This window comes from Roseobacter sp. OBYS 0001 (assembly GCF_019654895.1).
In the GTDB taxonomy this organism is placed as follows: Bacteria; Pseudomonadota; Alphaproteobacteria; order Rhodobacterales; family Rhodobacteraceae; genus Roseobacter; species Roseobacter litoralis.
Genome location: NZ_BPES01000004.1, coordinates 239,362 through 255,386 on the forward strand (window position 1 = coordinate 239,362; position 16,025 = coordinate 255,386).

Below are 16,025 nucleotides of genomic sequence, written 5' to 3' on the forward strand. Positions count from 1 at the left end.
GTGGGCAACAGCCTGCGAGAGGATAAAAATGAGCGATTTCGAAATGATGAACCTGCCACCGGAACTGGTGGCACGACTGGGCCGTATGGGCCTGAATGATCCGACTCCGATCCAGAAACAGGCGATCCCGCATGCGATGAATGGGCGGGACGTTATGGGGCTGGCCCAGACCGGCACCGGTAAAACGGCCGCGTTCGGCGTACCTCTGGTGGCGCAGATGCTGGAACTTGACGGGCGGCCTGCGCCCAAATCCGTGCGCGGGCTGGTTCTGGCACCGACGCGCGAATTAGCCACACAAATCAGCGTCAACCTGCGCTCGTTTGCCGAGAACACCAAGGTGAAGGTTGCAATGGTTGTGGGCGGTCAGTCCATAAACAATCAAATCAAGCGGTTGGAGCGTGGTGTGGACCTGTTGGTCGCGACACCGGGACGTCTGCTCGACCTGATGGACCGCCGCGCTGTGCGGCTGGATGAAACGGTTTTCCTGGTGCTCGATGAAGCGGACCAGATGCTGGACATGGGATTTATCCATGACTTGCGCAAGATCGCCAGCGTGATCCCCAAAGAGCGTCAGACGATGCTGTTTTCGGCGACCATGCCGAAACAGATGAACGAGCTGGCCAACAGCTATTTGCGCAGCCCGATCCGGGTTGAAGTTTCCCCGCCCGGCAAGGCCGCCGATAAGGTGACGCAAGAAGTCCACTTTATCGCCAAGTCGGAAAAATCCGCCTTGCTGATCGAGATGCTGGACAAGCACCGTGAAGAGCGAGCACTGGTTTTTGGCCGCACGAAACACGGGTCGGAAAAACTGATGAAGTCACTGGTCAAAGCAGGCTATGCGGCAGGGTCCATTCACGGCAACAAAAGCCAGGGCCAGCGTGACCGCGCGATTGCAGCCTTCAAATCCGGCGAGATCAAGGTTCTGGTGGCAACGGATGTCGCCGCACGGGGCCTTGATATTCCAGATGTCAAACATGTGTACAATTATGATCTGCCAAATGTGCCGGAAAACTATGTTCACCGGATCGGGCGGACCGCACGTGCGGGTAAGGATGGCGCGGCGATCGCCTTTTGTGCCCCCGATGAGATGGGTGAGTTGAAGGCGATCCAGAAAACCATGAGCATCTCGATCCCCGTGGGCTCGGGCAGACCGTGGGAGGCTGCAGACATTCCACCCGGTGACAAAACCAAGGGCCGGGGTCGCGGTCGTGGCGGCAGACCACCACAGGGCGGTAAGCCCGCAGGCGGCAGACCGGGCGGGGCCCGGAAACGGCCCGGCGCGCGCAACCGGGGCGGCAAGCCCGCTGCGGCGGGTGGCGCCAACCACTGAAGCACGCGGTGTTTCAGCAAAGGCCAGATTGACATCTGCTGATCGGCGCGCCTTTGTGCGCTGATGGATCGTAAATCAAATATGGACGCTGTCGGCGCGGCTGCGCTGATCGCATTCGCGCTGCATCTGGCGTTTAATCAAGTGGTGATCAAGGTCACAGTCGATGGGTTTGGGCCTGTTTTCGCAGCGGGGCTCAGGTCAGCCGGCGCTGTGATTGTGCTGCTCATCTGGATGCGGTTGCGTGGTATCTCTATGATGGTGCCGCGCGCTGCCGTGCCGGCCGGTATCCTGTGTGGTCTGTTGTTCGCGCTGGAGTTCATGGTTCTTTTCACGGCGCTGGATTTCACCACGGTGAGCCGGGCGTCGGTCATTTTTTATTCCATGCCCGTCTGGCTGGCCATCGCGAGCCACTTCCTGCTGCCGGGTGATCCGATGACGCGCCTCAAGGCGGTGGGGCTTTTGCTGGCCATGTCCGGCGTGGCCCTCGCACTGCTGGATCGAAGCGATGCAACGGCCAGTCTCGTGGGTGATCTTATGGCGCTTACATCCGCGATTTGCTGGGCTGGCATCGCGCTTTGCGTGAAAATCACACCGCTGAGCCGTGTAGAGCCTGCGCAGCAATTGATGTTTCAGGTGGCGATTTCAACACCGATCCTGTTGTTTGTTGCAATGCTGACGGGGGATCTGATGCGGGATCCACAACCCATCCATTATGCCGGGCTGCTGTTTCAGATTATCGCTGTGGCGAGCCTGGGGTTTCTGGTGTGGTTCTGGCTGCTCACGATTTATCCGGCGTCTTCTGTCGCCTCCTTCAGCTTTCTGTCACCGGTTTTTGCCGTCATTCTTGGCTGGCTTTTACTGAGTGAAGACGTCGGCATTCAGGTCTGGATGGCGCTGGCGCTTGTGTCGTTGGGCATTTATCTGATCAACCGAAAACCGCGCGCAGCTTAGGTGCCGCAGAAGGTGGCTGGCACAATTTCGTCCTTGGTTGGAGGGCGCATCAAATCGGTGTCATCGGTTCCAAACGGATCAGTGCAGGCAGCCATCAGCCGCTCAAATGGGGCGTAATCGCCCTGCACAGCCGCGGCAATCATCTCTTCAACCCGGTGGTTGCGCGGGATCACACGCGGCGAGGCGGCCTGCATCACCGAATTAGGGTCGGATTCCTGTGAAATGCGATTGCGCCACTCGCTTGACCACTGATCAAAGGCGTCACGATCCAGAAACTGATCGCGCGCGTCCGAGCGTGCCAGCGCATCGAACGTGTTGGTGAAATCGGCCTGTTGATCCTGCATGAGTTTCAGCAAGGCTTCGATCAGTGGGGTGTCTTCGGGTGTGGCCTTGGCGATGCCGATCTTTTTGCCCATCCTGTCGAGCCATGCGGCTTCAATCTGCGCGGGCATGGCATGGACGATCTGCGTGGCTTCTTCGACGGCTGCTTCGGGGTCGTCCATCTGCTGCAACAGGGACGTTGCCAATTGCGCCATGTTCCAGACCGCGATCCGGGGTTGGTTGGAATAGGCATAACGGCCGGTCTGATCAATGGAGCTGAACACGGTGTCGGGGTGATAGTCATCCATAAAAGCGCAGGGGCCGTAATCGATGGTTTCCCCCGAAATCGCGCTGTTGTCCGTATTCATCACGCCGTGAATAAAACCCAGCGACATCCAACCCGCGATCAATTCGGCCTGCGCGGCACAGACCGCGCGCAAGAGCCCCAGCGGCCCGTCTGCATCGGGTGCATGGCGCGTGATGGCGTACGCCGTCAGTTCCCTAAGCGCATCGATCTGTCCCCGGTGGGCGAAGATCTGAAAGGTACCAACCCGCAGATGGCTTGCGGCCACGCGCGTCAGAACGGCACCGGGCAGAACGGTCTCGCGCAAAACGTCTTCACCGGTAAGGGTTGCCGCCAGTGCGCGGGTGGTTGGCACGCCAAGCGCATGCATGGCCTCAGAGACGACATATTCACGCAGCACCGGACCGAGCCAGGCGCGCCCGTCGCCCATACGCGAATAGGGCGTGGGGCCGGACCCTTTGAGCTGCAAATCGTAGCGATTGCCGTCCGTGCCGACGACTTCGCCCAGCAAGATAGCCCTGCCATCGCCTAATTGCGGATTGAAATTGCCAAACTGGTGGCCCGCATAAAGCTGTGCCAAGGGTGTCGCCCCGTCTGGCACTTTCGCGCCTGAAAAAACAGCCGCGCGATCTGTTTCACTCGCTGGTGAGATGCCCAGTATTTTCCCAAGGGGTTCATTGTAAGCAACCAGAGAGGGGTTGCGCACGGGGGTCGGATTGAGGCGGGTGTAAAACACAGCCGGCAGCCGCGCATAGCTGTTATCGAAGGGGGCGGTAACTGTCATGTCAGTTATATAAGCGCCTTTGCATGCCTCTGCCACCCGCAGGGTCAGAAGGTTTTGGTCATTAACATATAATTGTCGCGCGATTTGAACCCGGCGCGCTGATACAAACGTTGTTTATCCTCAGCGCTGCGCTCGACCTCGAGGTGCAGTGCTTTCAGACCGGCGCCCGCCAGTGCGCGGGGCAGGGCCAGCAGGGTTTCCGATGCTATCCCGCGCCCTCTCACGCCCGGCCGCACAAAGATTTCGTCAATGAAACCGTCAAGCCCGCCGAATTCCAGCGACCAGCCAAAGGTGATTACAAGATAGCCGATGGGTGCGCGGGGTGGGCCGATCAGATAGGCGGCACCATGCGGACTGCCCTCAAGCAACGGCAGAATACCAGTGCGCCGCGCCTCCGCCCCGAGGGTGATCCCGGCCTCCTGATGAAATGCAGCCACCAATGCGTCAAGCTTTTCAAGGTGATCGGGTGCCGCGAGGGTCAGGGCCGCACTCATAGCCGGGCAAGCCGTTCTGTCAGCAGATCAAAAAACCCATCCGCATCCAGATCCCCGATAAACAGCGCGTTTTTTGGCCGATCCGTCACGCCCCACCAATCTGCGACGGTCATGCCCATGGTCAATTCGGATATGGTTTCAATTTCCACATTGACCCGGCGCCCCGTGAACAGATCTGGGCGCAGCAGATAAGCGGTGACACACGGGTCGTGCAAGGGTGCCCCGGCAGAGCCGTATTTCTCCTTGTCGAACCGTTCGAAAAAATCCGTCATCTGGGCGACAGCAATGCCAACGGGCGTGCTCAAAGCGCGAAAGGCGTCGTTACGCGGGGCGGTGACGAGTGCTTTGTGTGTGACATCGAGTGGCAGAACCACGATATCAACGCCAGATTTGAACGTTATTTCAGCGGCTTGCGGGTCGACATAAATGTTGAATTCCGCTGTGGGGGTGATATTCCCAACCTCGAAATACGCCCCGCCCATCAAGACGATCTGTTGCACGCGCTGCACGATGTCCGGCGCCTTCTGGAAGGCCGTGGCGACATTGGTCAGCGGCCCCAGCGGGCACAGAGTGACCGTGCCCGACGGCTCTGCGCGCAGGGTATCAATGATGAAATCAACTGCGTGCTGGTCTTGCAGAGGCATCTCAGGGTCCGGCAGGTCAGGGCCATCAAGGCCTGTTTTGCCATGAACATGCTCGGCGGTCACGAGATCACGGCCAAGCGGTCTGTCACAGCCTGCAAAGACCAGCGTATCGGGTTTGCCTGCCAATTCGCAGATGATGCGTGCGTTTTTGGTGGTCAGATCAAGGGGGACATTCCCGGCCACGCAGGTGACGCCCAAAACATCGAGTTCTTCAGGGCTGGAAAGCGCCAAAAGGATCGCCACTGCGTCGTCCTGACCGGGGTCGGTATCAATGATAATTTTACGTGCTGTCATATGCTCTCTTTGACTGTGTCGCGAATAAGAGTCCAGCAGGTATCAGTGACAAACCGCTGCGGTATTCGGTGTTGGATGCAGCATGGTGAAACTGGTAATTTGTGGACCGCGGTCAAAGGTGTCGCACGTTAGGGCGTCTGGCGAAATTCGAAACGCGGGTTTGCCATTATGCACTGTCACCGTTTTATGTCTAATGCCGGTTGCAGGATGGTAGATATACGCTTGTTTTTATTGTAAATATGCTTCTAGATACCGTTTTCGATCCGTGGCGCCACGGTCTAGTGACTGATGATAGCACCAGCTCTGTTTATCTCGCGGAGGGTTTGAAGCGACAAAGCAATCCACCCAACGCAGAACAGAAAAACACGATTTTTTCCGGCAATATTCCGCCAAAGCCGCACCGTGCCCGAACGCGCGGTTACCATGATGCGGCATCGAATATGCTCTAGTCTTTCCGCGCCTCTGCTTTGACCTGATCCCATAGCGCATCCATCTCTGCCAGATCGCTGTCTGCGGGTGTCTTGCCCAAGGCGGCCAGCTTGGCTTCGACCGCTTCGAAGCGTCGGGTGAATTTCGCGTTGGCGGCGCGCAGGGCGGCTTCGGGATCAAGGCCGAGGTGACGGCCCAGATTTGCCATCACGAACAGCAGATCGCCGAATTCCTCTTCGACTTCCGTCTGGGTCAGACGGTCGCGCGCCTCCACCAGTTCTGCGGCCTCTTCGGTGATTTTGTCCAAGACCTCATCGGTGGAGGGCCAGTCAAATCCGACCCGCGCTGCGCGTTTTTGCAGCTTGAGCGCGCGCAGCAGGGCAGGCAGACCAATGGCCACACCATCCAGCGTGCCTTGTTGCGCGTTGTCTGCACGTTCGCGGGCCTTTATCTTTTCCCAATCGGCGGTTTGCTGGTCCGCTGATTTGTCGCGGCTCTCATCGCCAAAAACATGCGGGTGGCGCGCCACCATCTTGTCGCTGATCTTGCGCACCACCGACTGAAAGGTGAAGTGACCGCCTTCCGCACCCATGGCCGTATGATAAACGGTTTGCAGCAGCAGATCGCCCAGCTCCCCCTCAAGATCGCGCCAGTCCTTGCGTGCGATGGCATCTGCGACCTCATAGGCCTCTTCGATTGTGTAGGGGGCAATGCTGTCGAAATCCTGCTCTATGTCCCACGGGCAGCCCGTTTCCGGGTCGCGCAGGCGGCGCATGATCTCAAGCAGGCGTTCAATTCCCGCATCAGGGTCGTGGATCAGTTCATCTGCCATTGCAGCCGCTCCCGCTTCGGTGTCAGATGCACCTGACAAAACATTCGACAAGGAGTCCAGAGCATGCCCGTCGTTAATCGGATCGCTGACATGAGCGCGGATATGACTGCCTGGCGGCGTCACCTGCACACCATTCCCGAACTTGGGCTGGAATGCCATAAAACCTCCGCCTTTGTGGCGGAGCGGCTGCGCGAATTCGGGATGGATGAAATCCATGAAGGGATCGCCAAGACGGGTATTGTCGCCATCATCAACGGGCAGGGCGCAGGGCCGACGATCGGGTTGCGCGCCGACATGGATGCGCTGCCGATAGAGGAGGAAACAGGCGTTGACTATGCCTCGACCCATGCGGGTAAAATGCATGCCTGCGGTCATGACGGGCATACGGCCATGTTACTTGGCGCGGCCAAATATCTGGCCGAGACGCGGAATTTTTCCGGGCGTGTCGCGCTGATCTTTCAGCCTGCCGAGGAATTTGGCGGGGGCGGTGAGGTGATGGTCGAGGAGGGCATCATGACGACCTTCGACATCGCGCAAGTTTATGCGATCCACAACGCGCCGGGCAAGGATTTCGGCAGTTTCAACACCTGCGCGGGGCCGATCATGGCGGCGGCGGATACCTTCTCGATCCATATCGAGGGCAAGGGCGGACATGCCGCGCGCCCGCATGACTCCGTTGATCCTGTCGTCGCGGCCTGTTCCATCGTGCAGGCCCTGCAGACCATCGTCAGCAGGAACCGCAACCCGCGCGATTCGCTGGTGATTTCCACCACGCAGATACACACGGGCACCACGGATAACGTGATCCCCGAGACGTGTTATATAAACGGGACGGTGCGCACCTTTGACAAAGCGGTGCAGGCCATGGTCTTGCAGCGTATGGAGGAGATCGTGCAGGGGCAGGCGGCCAGTTTCGGGGTAAAGGCCCGTCTTGAGTTCGAGTTTGGCTATCCTCCCACGGTCAATGATGCGGATAAAGCCGCCTTTGCCGTGCACGTGGCCCGTGAAATTGCAGGGGATGGGGCGGTAAATAGCGCGACAGAGCCGGTGATGGGGGCTGAGGATTTTTCCTACATGCTGGAAAAACGGCCGGGTGCCTACCTCATGCTGGGGCAGGGGGAGGGCGCGGGTGTGCATCACCCCAAGTACAATTTCAACGATGAGATCGCCCCGATTGGCGCGTCGTTCTTTGCGCGCCTTGTCGAGCATGCACAGCCGGTTTCAGGTGCCTGACACATGGGACTGGAAGATGCCAAGACCGAAATAGACCACGCCTTTACGCGCGATGATCTCAAGGGTGCGAGTTTTGAGAATGCATTCGGCGGGGCCACGTCATTTCTGCGCCGTAAATACACCAAGGATCTGTCGCTTGCCGATATCGCAATAACGGGCGTGCCCTTTGATCAGGCGGTGACCAATCGCCCGGGCACCCGTCTGGGGCCGCGCGCCATCCGCGAGGCCAGCGCGCTGCAACCCTACGATCCGCCCTACGGGTGGCCATTTGATGTGCTGAGCGAATTTGCGATCATTGATTACGGCGATATGGCCTTTGACTATGGGAATGTCGCGGCCTTTCCCGAAACGCTGAAGGCGCATATCGGCACCATTCTCGCAGCAGATGTGCCGACCGTCACGCTGGGGGGGGATCACTATGTGACCTATCCGATCCTCAAGGCCTATGCAGAGAAATACGGCCCCATCAGCCTGTTGCAGTTTGATGCCCATTCAGACAGCTGGCCGGATGACGAGGAAAGCCGCATTGATCACGGTACTTTCGTCTACAAAGCCATCAAGCAAGGCATCGTCGATCCGGCCACGTCGGTGCAGGTGGGTATCCGCACCACCAATGAAGACACGCTTGGGGTAACAACGATTGATGCGCGCGAAGTTCACCGCATCGGACCGGAAGCCACCGTCGCGAAAATCAAAGAGGTGCTGGGGGATAATCCCGCCTATCTGACCTTCGATATCGACGCGCTTGATCCGGCCTACGCGCCGGGCACAGGCACGCCCGTGTGGGGTGGGCTGACCTCGGCGCAGGCGGCCGCCATTCTGCGTGATCTGGCGGGTATAAACATCGTTGGCGGCGATATTGTAGAGGTTTCACCGCCCTTTGACACCACAGGGGCAACCGCTATAGCAGGCGCGCATGTGGCAACAGAAATACTGTGCCTTTTGGGCTGGAAAATGCGAGGCGGTGCGTGATGGCAGAAAAAAACCAACCGATCAGCGGGAACGATCTGGCGCGCTTTTCCGGCCCGAACAGTTTTATGCGCTTGCCCATGGTCAATGATCTCAAGGGGCTGGATGTGGCCATTGTTGGTATTCCGATGGATATCGGCACATCCTGGCGGTCGGGCACGCGGTTTGGGCCCAAAGAGGTGCGCGCCGAAAGCGCGATGATACGGCCCTATAACATGGGAACGGGCGCGGCCCCCTTTGACAGCCTGCAGGTGGCAGATATCGGCGATCTGGCCATCAATACGTTCTCGCTGGCCAAGAGCCTCAAGATCGTTGAGGAAAGCTACCATGCCATCCTGAACTATGACGCGATGCCAGTGGCCATCGGTGGGGATCATTCGATCACATTGCCGATCTTGCGGGCCATGCATAAGCGTCATGGCCCCGTCGCCCTTATTCACGTGGATGCCCATGCCGATGTAAACGATGAAATGTTTGGCGAAAGGGAAACCCATGGCACCGTCTTTCGCCGCGCCTACGAAGAAGGCCTGATCCTGCCCGAAAAAACCTATCAGGTCGGCTTGCGTGGCACGGGGTACACGGCAGATGATTTTGCCGAGGCGCAGGGGTGGGGCTTTCAGCAGTTTCCGGCACAGGAGCTTTGGCACCGCAGCCTCACCGGTCTGGGCGGTGAGATCCGCCGCGACATTGGATCGAAAACACCTGTCTACGTCACCTATGACATCGACAGTCTGGACCCGGCCTTTGCGCCCGGCACGGGCACGCCTGAGATCGGCGGTCTTACAACCCCGCAAGCCATGGAACTGATCCGGGCGTTGAGGGGGCTGAATATCGTCGGCTGTGACCTTGTGGAGGTCTCGCCGCCCTATGATGCCAGCGGCAATACCGCGTTGGTGGGCGCAAATCTTCTTTTCGAGCTTATATGTGTTTTGCCCGGCGTCGACTATCGCTGAGGGTATAGGCTTCGAGCCGAGGTAGAAAAGAGGGAAGATATGCGCATGTTTTTAGGGTTTGGCCTGATCATCGTTGTCTGTGCGCTGGCATACGTGCGCCTGTCGCAGGGCGATATAAGCAACTGGCATGTGCCGGTAGCGGGCACTCAGGACGCTGACGGTGCAGGGGATGCTTTGCGCGTGATCGCAGCGACGCCCGAGACATTCGCCGCAGCGGATGCCTATATGGCTGCTTTGCCGCGCACCAAGGCGCTTGCGGGGTCATTGGACGAGGGGCGCATCACCTACATTACGCGTTCGCAGGTCTTTGGGTTTCCCGACTACACCACAGTGGAATATGCGGACGGCTCGTTGAAAGCCCACGCCCGCCTGCGATATGGCCAATCAGATTTGGGGGTCAACCGGGAACGACTGGAGGGGCTGATCGCCGCGCTCCAGTGAAGAGGACAGGCATCCCTGTTCAACCTCGCGCCACATCGGCACATTCAGCGACATCTGACACTGCGCCATGAACATGCGCCCATCGACCTGCAAGCAAATCGTCTCGCCCAGTTCGATGCGTGCGCCACCGCGATCGGTACAATAGCAATCCACTGTTTTACCGCTGGGATAAGTGATATCAGCACCGGCGGGCAGGGCTAAAAACGCAAGAGCGAAAGCAAATCGTATCATGGCGATAATCTATCATGAAAACGGGCCTTGACCAATAGCATTCAATATCGGATTTCAGCACGATGATCCCGCTTGACAGACTTCGCCAGATTACCGAACGGTTCCAATATCTGGAAGCCGCCATGTCCACAGGGGATGGTGGCGGCGATATCGCGACGCTGGCCAAAGAGTATTCGGATCTGCGCCCTGTTGTTGAACAGATCAGCGCCTATCAGCAATTACTGAACGATCTGGAAGATGCGGCCGAGATGCTGGGGGATCCCGATATGGCGCCGCTGGCCGAAGAAGAAATTCCGCGGCTCAAATCCGCCCTGCCGCAGGCTGAGGCTGCGCTGCAACTGGCGCTCTTGCCCAAGGACAAGGCCGATGCAAAACCGGCCATGCTTGAAATCCGGCCGGGCACCGGCGGGGATGAGGCGGCCTTGTTCGCCGGTGATCTGTTTCGCATGTACCAACGCTATGCCGAGACGCAGGGTTGGAAGGTCGATGTGATCGAATTGCAGGAAACCGAACTTGGCGGGATCAAGGAGGTAGTCGCGCATATCAAAGGCGCGGATGTCTTTGCCCGGCTGAAATACGAAAGCGGCGTGCACCGGGTGCAGCGGGTGCCGAGCACGGAAAGCGGCGGGCGTATTCACACGTCGGCGGCAACGGTCGCTGTCCTGCCGGAAGCCGAAGACGTCGACATTCATATCGAGGCGAACGATCTGCGGATCGACACCATGCGCTCGTCCGGTGCGGGGGGACAGCATGTGAACACCACGGATTCTGCCGTGCGCATTACCCATCTGCCCACCGGGCTGGTGGTCACGAGTTCCGAAAAGTCGCAACACCGCAACCGCGAAATCGCGATGCAGGTGCTCAAAGCGCGCCTTTACGATCTTGAGCGCAGCCGCGTGGATGATGAACGCTCGGCGGATCGGGCGGCACAGGTCGGCTCCGGCGATCGGTCGGAACGCATCCGGACCTATAATTTCCCGCAGGGGCGCATGACGGATCATCGCATCAATCTGACGCTTTATCGGCTCGATGCCATTCTGCAAGGCGATCTGGATGAAATCATCGATGCTTTGACGGCGCATGCGCAGGCGCAGCTGATGGCGGACATGGGACAATGACCGCCGCAGAGGCGATGGTGGCTGCCATGGCACGTCTGCGGGCAGCTGGTGTGCCGGATCCGGCCCGGGATGCGCGTGTGCTACTGGCCCATGCCGCGCAGGTGGATGCCGCGCGCGTGACGCTGATTGCACCGGAAGACATGGCCGCAGATATCATTGACCGCTACGATCATCTGGTGTCATTGCGTGCAGTGCGTGTGCCCGTATCCCAATTGATCGGATCGCGTGAATTCTACGGACGCCGCTTTAACATCACGCGTGAAGTGCTTGATCCAAGGCCAGAAACTGAAAGCCTGATTGAGGCGGCGCTGTCTGCGCCCTTCAGTGATGTGCTGGATCTGGGCGTCGGGTCGGGGTGCCTGATCGTGACGCTTTTGGCGGAACGACCTGATGCAAAGGGCGTTGCCATCGACATCAGTGAGGCTGCGTGCCTGCAAGCCAGTGCGAACGCGGTGCTGCATGAGGTTGCGGATCGTGTTCGGGTGCTGAAATCGGACTGGTTTGACGCGGTGGAGGGCCGGTTTGACTTGATCGTTTCCAACCCGCCATATCTCGCAGCGAGTGAAATGTCGCAGGTGCAACCAGAGTTGCGTGATCACGAACCGCGCTTGGCTCTGACGGACGAAGCAGATGGGTTGACGGCGTACCGCGTGATCGCCGCCGAGGCACAGGGATACCTGAGCGCGGAAGGTCGCGTGCTGGTAGAAACCGGGTGGCAACAGGCGTCGTCCGTGCGTGACATTTTCGAAGCGCAGGGGTGGGGTGAGTTATCGATTCTCCCTGATCTTGGGGGACGTGACAGGATTGTCAGCGCGTCAAAACCTGGGTGAATTCCGCCAGAACTGTACCAAAACTGACGAAATTTTAGGTTTTTCGGGTTTTACTCTTGCAGGGACGCGCTTGTCGTGGTTATTCAAAGACGTTGCAGCGGTGGATGCTTTGTTATGGCGGTCCCGCGCGGCATTATGCCCAACATATCGAAATCCCGGATTTGAGAAACTCCATAAGCACATCCGGCCCTACGATTAACAGCACGAAGGCTGAGCAAACTTCATGAAATCATCGCGATCACGCTCCCGTTCAAAGGGCAACCGCAACAGGTCCAGTAATCAGGGCGGCAACGTCGTCAACCGCGTCTTTGACAGCTCTGGTCCAGAGGGTAAGGTACGCGGCACGCCCCAGCAGATCATCGAAAAATACAATCAGCTGACGCGGGATGCACAATTGAGCAACGACCGGGTTGCGGCGGAGAATTTTCAACAGCACGCCGAACACTACACACGTATGCTCAGCGAGGCGCAGCGCGAGATCGACGCGCGGCGTGAAGAGCAGGAGCGTCAGAACAGAGAACGGCAGGCCGAGCGCGATCGTGAACGTGCCGAGCGGCAGGAACGGGATGCTGCAAATGCCGCTGCTGTGGTCGAACAGCCGGTGGTTGAAGCGCCGGAACAGGAAGTTGAGAGCGGCTTGGTTGAGACACCGGAAAGCCAGCCCAAGCCGAAACGCGCGCCACGTCGCAAGCCACGTGCAAAACCTGCACCTGCAACGGATGAAAGCAGCGAAAGCACACCGCCTGCATCTGGCGGAGATGACGCGCCAAAGGCCGCAGAATAACCTGTGACCTTTGGTTACTTGGCAGCCACGGCGCGGGCCAATGCACAAAACCCTTCCAGGCTGACGCGTTCTGCGCGTTCGGTAGGTTTGATGCCTGCCGCCTGAAGCCTGTCCTCAATATCCGGGCCCAACCCCTTTAACGCCGCGCGCAGCATTTTGCGCCGCTGATTGAAGGCCATCGCGACCACTTTGCTCAAAACATTCGGATCCGCAGGATATCGTGGCGCGGGCAGGGCGGTGATATGCACAACGCTGCTCGAAACTTTCGGCGGCGGTGTAAAGGCTTCGGGTGGCAGTTGCATCACAATCTGAGCATCCGCGCGCCATTGCGCTAGAATGGCAAGGCGCCCATAGGCTTTGCTGCCGGGTTTTGCGACAATACGTTCGGCCACCTCACGCTGGAACATCAGCGTCAGGCTCTGCCAATAGGGTGGCCATGTTTCTGGCGTAAGCCAGCGCACCAAAAGCTCCGTGCCCACGTTATAAGGCAGGTTGGCGGCTACGCGGATGGGCGGGGTCAAAGCACTCAGCGGGTCGATCTCAAGGGCATCCCCGTTCACGACCTCCAGCCGCCCGGGATAGGCCGCGGCGATTTCCGCAAGAGCAGGCAGGCAGCGGGCGTCTTTCTCAATCGCGAGCACACGTCGCGCACCCTGCGCCAAAAGCCCGCGCGTCAGACCACCGGGCCCCGGGCCGATCTCCAACACATCGCAGGCGCTCAGATCGCCGGCCTGACGCGCAATCTTGGCCGTCAGGTTCAAATCCAGCAGAAAATTCTGTCCCATTGATTTGCGCGCCGACAGATCATGATCACGGATCACGCTGCGCAAGGGGGGCAGGTTGTCTATCGTGGTCATAGGTGGGCGCGCCCACCGCGCAGGGTCTCAGACATGTTGGCCCGCCATATGCGCGGCCAGCTTGATCGCTTCGATCATACTTGTCGGGTTGGCGATGCCCTTGCCCGCAATGTCAAAGGCCGTCCCATGATCTGGTGACGTGCGGATAAAAGGCAGGCCGAGCGTGACATTGACGCCGCGATCAAAATCGAGCGTCTTGATCGGAATGAGCGCCTGATCATGATACATCGCGACTGCGACGTCGTACCCCTCGCGGGCGCGGGCATGAAACATCGTGTCTGCGGGCAGGGGGCCGCGGATGTTCATCCCGGTTGCGGCAAGCGTGTCGATCACATCGCCAATCCAGTCCTGTTCCTGCATGCCCATCGCGCCACCTTCGCCCGCGTGCGGGTTCAGGCCAGCAACTGCGATCCGTGGCGTTTTTATGCCGAATTGTGAGCGCAGCGCGTTGTGCGTGATGGTAATCGTTTCGCGGAGCAACTCTGGTGTCAGGGCTTGGGGGACGTCTTCAAGGGCAATATGGATTGTTGTCGGCACCACACGCAGCGTATCACTGGCCAGCATCATGACCGCGCGTGACGTGCCGCCTGCCAGCGCCTGTAAAAGCTCCGTATGTCCGGGGTGTTGGAAATCAGCGCCATCAATCAGCGCCTTTTTGTGAATAGGGGCGGTGCACAGGGCTGCGGCAGCCCCATCCTGTACCCACCCGACGCAGGCCGCGATCACGTCGATCACGCCTTGCGCATTGGCAGGGTCGGGGCGGCCCGGGGTCGTCGGTGCGGCAAATGTATGGACCAGAACGGGCAGCGCATGCGCGTCGACCTCGGCAATCTCGCGCGGGTGTGTGATTGCCGTAAACCGCGTGCCCGCAGGCAGGTGGCGTGGATCACCCATCCATGCCAGTGGGATTGTCCCCTTGAGGGCGTCCCATGCAGCTACCGCAATTTCCGGACCAATCCCGGCCGGTTCACCGCAACTCATCAGCACGGGGCCCGTCACGGGGGTCATTGGACGCGAATTCTGGCGTCCGCGCGCAGCTGTTCCAGAAAGCTCTCTGCAATCGCGTTAAGTCTGCCGCCGCGCAAAGCATTTGCCGCCTCGTCACGACCGACATCTTCATTGGCGGCAGCCGTTCGACCGCACATCATCAAAAAGAGCAGCGTTTGACCCTCTGACCGCGTCAGGGCGATCGAGGTCTCTCCGGGATCAAGCTTGCTGAGTTCAAGCGCGATGTCCGTCGGTATCTCAGACGGTGGTTTGCTGCCCCGTTCTAGGACCTCCGGCGGCTGGCCCTGTGCCACGCCATATAGGTCGTCACAAACATCGACCTGCGCCTCGATTTTGGCCGCTTGCGCAAGGCCTGACGGAGTGCGCCCGCCCGCAATGTAATAGACCGCATAGTCGATTGCGGCATACTCAGGCGTTGACGCACCGGTCTCGCGAATGTCACGCAGTTGAAACAATGCCACAGCTTCAGGGATGTTCAGCGGTTCCGTAACTTCGCCCGGCGCCAGACCCAACAGCAGCGGACGCAGGCTTGGCGGCAGATTGCTGAGCGCTTGCCATTCCAACCGTCCGCCCTGATCGCGCGTGGCCGTCGCTGAAAACCGCCGCGCATAATCGGAGAATTCTTCCACTGAGGTCGTGGTGGCGATCTGCTCTGCCACTTCCTGTACTTCGAGGGCGCGTGCGGGCGGTGCGGGGATGATGATTTCGGACACCAGCACCTGAATGTTACTGGCCCCATTGGTGCTGCCAAGCGCCTGATCGATTTCTTCTTCAGAGACCTGCAAACGCGGGCCAAAGCGGGCAGCGATGAAATCGCGCCATGACACCCCGAAACGAACGAAATCTTCGAAGGTTGTGGCGGCGATCCCGTTTTCCTCAAGCACGGTCTTGAATTCATCCACGCCAAGGTTCACCCGACCCGCGAATTCAATCATGCCGTCCTGCATTGCAGCGTCCGAGAGTTCCAGACCCGCGTTTGCAACGGCCTGCGCGCGCAGGCGTTCGTTGATCAGTTCTTCAATCACGGCTTGCCGGCTTGAGCCTGGCGCATTCAATAATATCAGAAACTGCTGACGCTGCTCGATTTCAAACTCGGTGATGACTCCATCATTGACCTCAATGACCGGACTGAACAGACTTTGCGCGCCGAGCGGTACAGCAAAACTGCATGTAGCGCAGACCATCAGCACGGTACAAAACTCTTTTATTCGGATCATC

General features: G+C 59.1%; 17 protein-coding genes. 9 read left to right on the plus strand and 8 right to left on the minus strand.

What is annotated here, in order from left to right:
* Positions 1-28 precede the first annotated feature (28 nt).
* Both K5Q35_RS11075 and K5Q35_RS11080 read left to right on the plus strand, forming a co-directional pair.
* Positions 29-1,330, plus strand: coding sequence for a DEAD/DEAH box helicase (locus K5Q35_RS11075; RefSeq protein ID WP_013962261.1), 1,302 nt, complete (start codon positions 29-31; stop codon positions 1,328-1,330).
* A gap of 63 nt (positions 1,331-1,393) precedes the next feature.
* Positions 1,394-2,281, plus strand: coding sequence for a DMT family transporter (locus tag K5Q35_RS11080; protein WP_013962260.1), 888 nt, complete (start codon positions 1,394-1,396; stop codon positions 2,279-2,281).
* Here K5Q35_RS11080 and K5Q35_RS11085 read toward each other — a convergent pair.
* The 4 genes from K5Q35_RS11085 to mazG all read right to left on the minus strand — a co-directional run bounded on the left by K5Q35_RS11085 (position 2,278) and on the right by mazG (position 6,383).
* Positions 2,278-3,690, minus strand: coding sequence for a YdiU family protein (locus tag K5Q35_RS11085; RefSeq protein WP_220799602.1), 1,413 nt, complete (start codon positions 3,688-3,690; stop codon positions 2,278-2,280). The genes K5Q35_RS11080 and K5Q35_RS11085 overlap by 4 nt on opposite strands.
* Before the next feature lie 44 nt (positions 3,691-3,734).
* Positions 3,735-4,184, minus strand: coding sequence for an N-acetyltransferase (locus tag K5Q35_RS11090; RefSeq protein WP_220799603.1), 450 nt, complete (start codon positions 4,182-4,184; stop codon positions 3,735-3,737).
* Positions 4,181-5,122, minus strand: coding sequence for a nucleoside hydrolase (locus K5Q35_RS11095; protein ID WP_220799604.1), 942 nt, complete (start codon positions 5,120-5,122; stop codon positions 4,181-4,183). The genes K5Q35_RS11090 and K5Q35_RS11095 overlap by 4 nt, the downstream gene beginning before the upstream one ends.
* Positions 5,123-5,567: 445 nt before the next feature.
* A complete protein-coding gene (gene mazG, locus K5Q35_RS11100; RefSeq protein WP_220799605.1) occupies positions 5,568-6,383 on the minus strand; it encodes a nucleoside triphosphate pyrophosphohydrolase in 816 nt (271 codons plus the stop codon).
* Between the two features lie 63 nt (positions 6,384-6,446).
* Between mazG and K5Q35_RS11105 the strand changes: the two genes are divergently transcribed.
* From K5Q35_RS11105 to K5Q35_RS11120, 4 genes are read left to right on the plus strand one after another with little or no spacing between them, the layout of a single operon-like run.
* Positions 6,447-7,616 carry a M20 aminoacylase family protein gene (locus K5Q35_RS11105; RefSeq protein ID WP_220799606.1) on the plus strand — a complete coding sequence of 390 codons (1,170 nt, stop codon included), beginning with the start codon at positions 6,447-6,449 and terminating at the stop codon, positions 7,614-7,616.
* A 3-nt stretch (positions 7,617-7,619) separates the two neighbouring features.
* Complete coding sequence (speB, locus tag K5Q35_RS11110) at positions 7,620-8,588, plus strand: agmatinase (protein WP_220799607.1); 969 nt, start codon at positions 7,620-7,622, stop codon at positions 8,586-8,588.
* Positions 8,588-9,538 carry an agmatinase gene (gene speB, locus K5Q35_RS11115; protein WP_220799608.1) on the plus strand — a complete coding sequence of 317 codons (951 nt, stop codon included), beginning with the start codon at positions 8,588-8,590 and terminating at the stop codon, positions 9,536-9,538. The genes speB (K5Q35_RS11110) and speB (K5Q35_RS11115) overlap by 1 nt, the downstream gene beginning before the upstream one ends.
* Before the next feature lie 39 nt (positions 9,539-9,577).
* Complete coding sequence (locus K5Q35_RS11120) at positions 9,578-9,979, plus strand: DUF1499 domain-containing protein (protein WP_220799609.1); 402 nt, start codon at positions 9,578-9,580, stop codon at positions 9,977-9,979.
* On the opposite strand, the gene K5Q35_RS11125 is transcribed toward K5Q35_RS11120, so the two are convergent.
* Positions 9,923-10,210, minus strand: a complete 288-nt coding sequence (locus K5Q35_RS11125) for a hypothetical protein (protein ID WP_220799610.1) — start codon at positions 10,208-10,210, stop codon at positions 9,923-9,925. The genes K5Q35_RS11120 and K5Q35_RS11125 overlap by 57 nt on opposite strands.
* A 62-nt stretch (positions 10,211-10,272) precedes the next feature.
* On the opposite strand from K5Q35_RS11125, the gene prfA reads away from it, so the two are divergent.
* The 3 genes from prfA (at position 10,273) to K5Q35_RS11140 (ending at position 12,942) form a co-directional block, all read left to right on the plus strand.
* A complete protein-coding gene (prfA, locus tag K5Q35_RS11130) occupies positions 10,273-11,328 on the plus strand; it encodes a peptide chain release factor 1 (RefSeq protein WP_013962250.1) in 1,056 nt (351 codons plus the stop codon).
* Complete coding sequence (prmC, locus tag K5Q35_RS11135) at positions 11,325-12,158, plus strand: peptide chain release factor N(5)-glutamine methyltransferase (RefSeq protein WP_259650525.1); 834 nt, start codon at positions 11,325-11,327, stop codon at positions 12,156-12,158. The genes prfA and prmC overlap by 4 nt, the downstream gene beginning before the upstream one ends.
* A 223-nt stretch (positions 12,159-12,381) precedes the next feature.
* Entirely contained in the window at positions 12,382-12,942 is a 561-nt protein-coding gene (locus K5Q35_RS11140) for a DUF4167 domain-containing protein (protein WP_220799611.1), read from the plus strand.
* 14 nt (positions 12,943-12,956) lie between these two features.
* Here K5Q35_RS11140 and rsmA read toward each other — a convergent pair whose 3' ends face one another.
* Genes rsmA through K5Q35_RS11155 form a run of 3 tightly spaced genes read right to left on the minus strand, consistent with a single transcriptional unit; the run spans position 12,957 to position 16,024 of the window.
* A complete protein-coding gene (gene rsmA, locus K5Q35_RS11145; RefSeq protein WP_220799612.1) occupies positions 12,957-13,799 on the minus strand; it encodes a 16S rRNA (adenine(1518)-N(6)/adenine(1519)-N(6))-dimethyltransferase RsmA in 843 nt (280 codons plus the stop codon).
* A 27-nt stretch (positions 13,800-13,826) separates the two neighbouring features.
* Positions 13,827-14,807 (minus strand): 4-hydroxythreonine-4-phosphate dehydrogenase PdxA, encoded by a 981-nt coding sequence (gene pdxA, locus K5Q35_RS11150; RefSeq protein ID WP_220799613.1) that lies wholly within the window; start codon positions 14,805-14,807, stop codon positions 13,827-13,829.
* Complete coding sequence (locus K5Q35_RS11155) at positions 14,804-16,024, minus strand: peptidylprolyl isomerase (protein ID WP_220799614.1); 1,221 nt, start codon at positions 16,022-16,024, stop codon at positions 14,804-14,806. The genes pdxA and K5Q35_RS11155 overlap by 4 nt, the downstream gene beginning before the upstream one ends.
* Position 16,025 lies beyond the last annotated feature (1 nt).

What these genes read in the sequence shown, in the direction of transcription:
- K5Q35_RS11075 (WP_013962261.1), top strand. Translation starts at nt 29, where the DNA reads ATGAGCGATTTCGAAATGATGAACCTGCCACCGGAACTGGTGGCACGA.
- K5Q35_RS11080 (WP_013962260.1), top strand. Translation starts at nt 1,394, where the DNA reads ATGGATCGTAAATCAAATATGGACGCTGTCGGCGCGGCTGCGCTGATC.
- K5Q35_RS11085 (WP_220799602.1), bottom strand. Translation starts at nt 3,690, where the DNA reads ATGACAGTTACCGCCCCCTTCGATAACAGCTATGCGCGGCTGCCGGCT.
- K5Q35_RS11090 (WP_220799603.1), bottom strand. Translation starts at nt 4,184, where the DNA reads ATGAGTGCGGCCCTGACCCTCGCGGCACCCGATCACCTTGAAAAGCTT.
- K5Q35_RS11095 (WP_220799604.1), bottom strand. Translation starts at nt 5,122, where the DNA reads ATGACAGCACGTAAAATTATCATTGATACCGACCCCGGTCAGGACGAC.
- mazG (WP_220799605.1), bottom strand. Translation starts at nt 6,383, where the DNA reads ATGGCAGATGAACTGATCCACGACCCTGATGCGGGAATTGAACGCCTG.
- K5Q35_RS11105 (WP_220799606.1), top strand. Translation starts at nt 6,447, where the DNA reads ATGCCCGTCGTTAATCGGATCGCTGACATGAGCGCGGATATGACTGCC.
- speB (WP_220799607.1), top strand. Translation starts at nt 7,620, where the DNA reads ATGGGACTGGAAGATGCCAAGACCGAAATAGACCACGCCTTTACGCGC.
- speB (WP_220799608.1), top strand. Translation starts at nt 8,588, where the DNA reads ATGGCAGAAAAAAACCAACCGATCAGCGGGAACGATCTGGCGCGCTTT.
- K5Q35_RS11120 (WP_220799609.1), top strand. Translation starts at nt 9,578, where the DNA reads ATGCGCATGTTTTTAGGGTTTGGCCTGATCATCGTTGTCTGTGCGCTG.
- K5Q35_RS11125 (WP_220799610.1), bottom strand. Translation starts at nt 10,210, where the DNA reads ATGATACGATTTGCTTTCGCTCTTGCGTTTTTAGCCCTGCCCGCCGGT.
- prfA (WP_013962250.1), top strand. Translation starts at nt 10,273, where the DNA reads ATGATCCCGCTTGACAGACTTCGCCAGATTACCGAACGGTTCCAATAT.
- prmC (WP_259650525.1), top strand. Translation starts at nt 11,325, where the DNA reads ATGACCGCCGCAGAGGCGATGGTGGCTGCCATGGCACGTCTGCGGGCA.
- K5Q35_RS11140 (WP_220799611.1), top strand. Translation starts at nt 12,382, where the DNA reads ATGAAATCATCGCGATCACGCTCCCGTTCAAAGGGCAACCGCAACAGG.
- rsmA (WP_220799612.1), bottom strand. Translation starts at nt 13,799, where the DNA reads ATGACCACGATAGACAACCTGCCCCCCTTGCGCAGCGTGATCCGTGAT.
- pdxA (WP_220799613.1), bottom strand. Translation starts at nt 14,807, where the DNA reads ATGACCCCCGTGACGGGCCCCGTGCTGATGAGTTGCGGTGAACCGGCC.
- K5Q35_RS11155 (WP_220799614.1), bottom strand. Translation starts at nt 16,024, where the DNA reads ATGATCCGAATAAAAGAGTTTTGTACCGTGCTGATGGTCTGCGCTACA.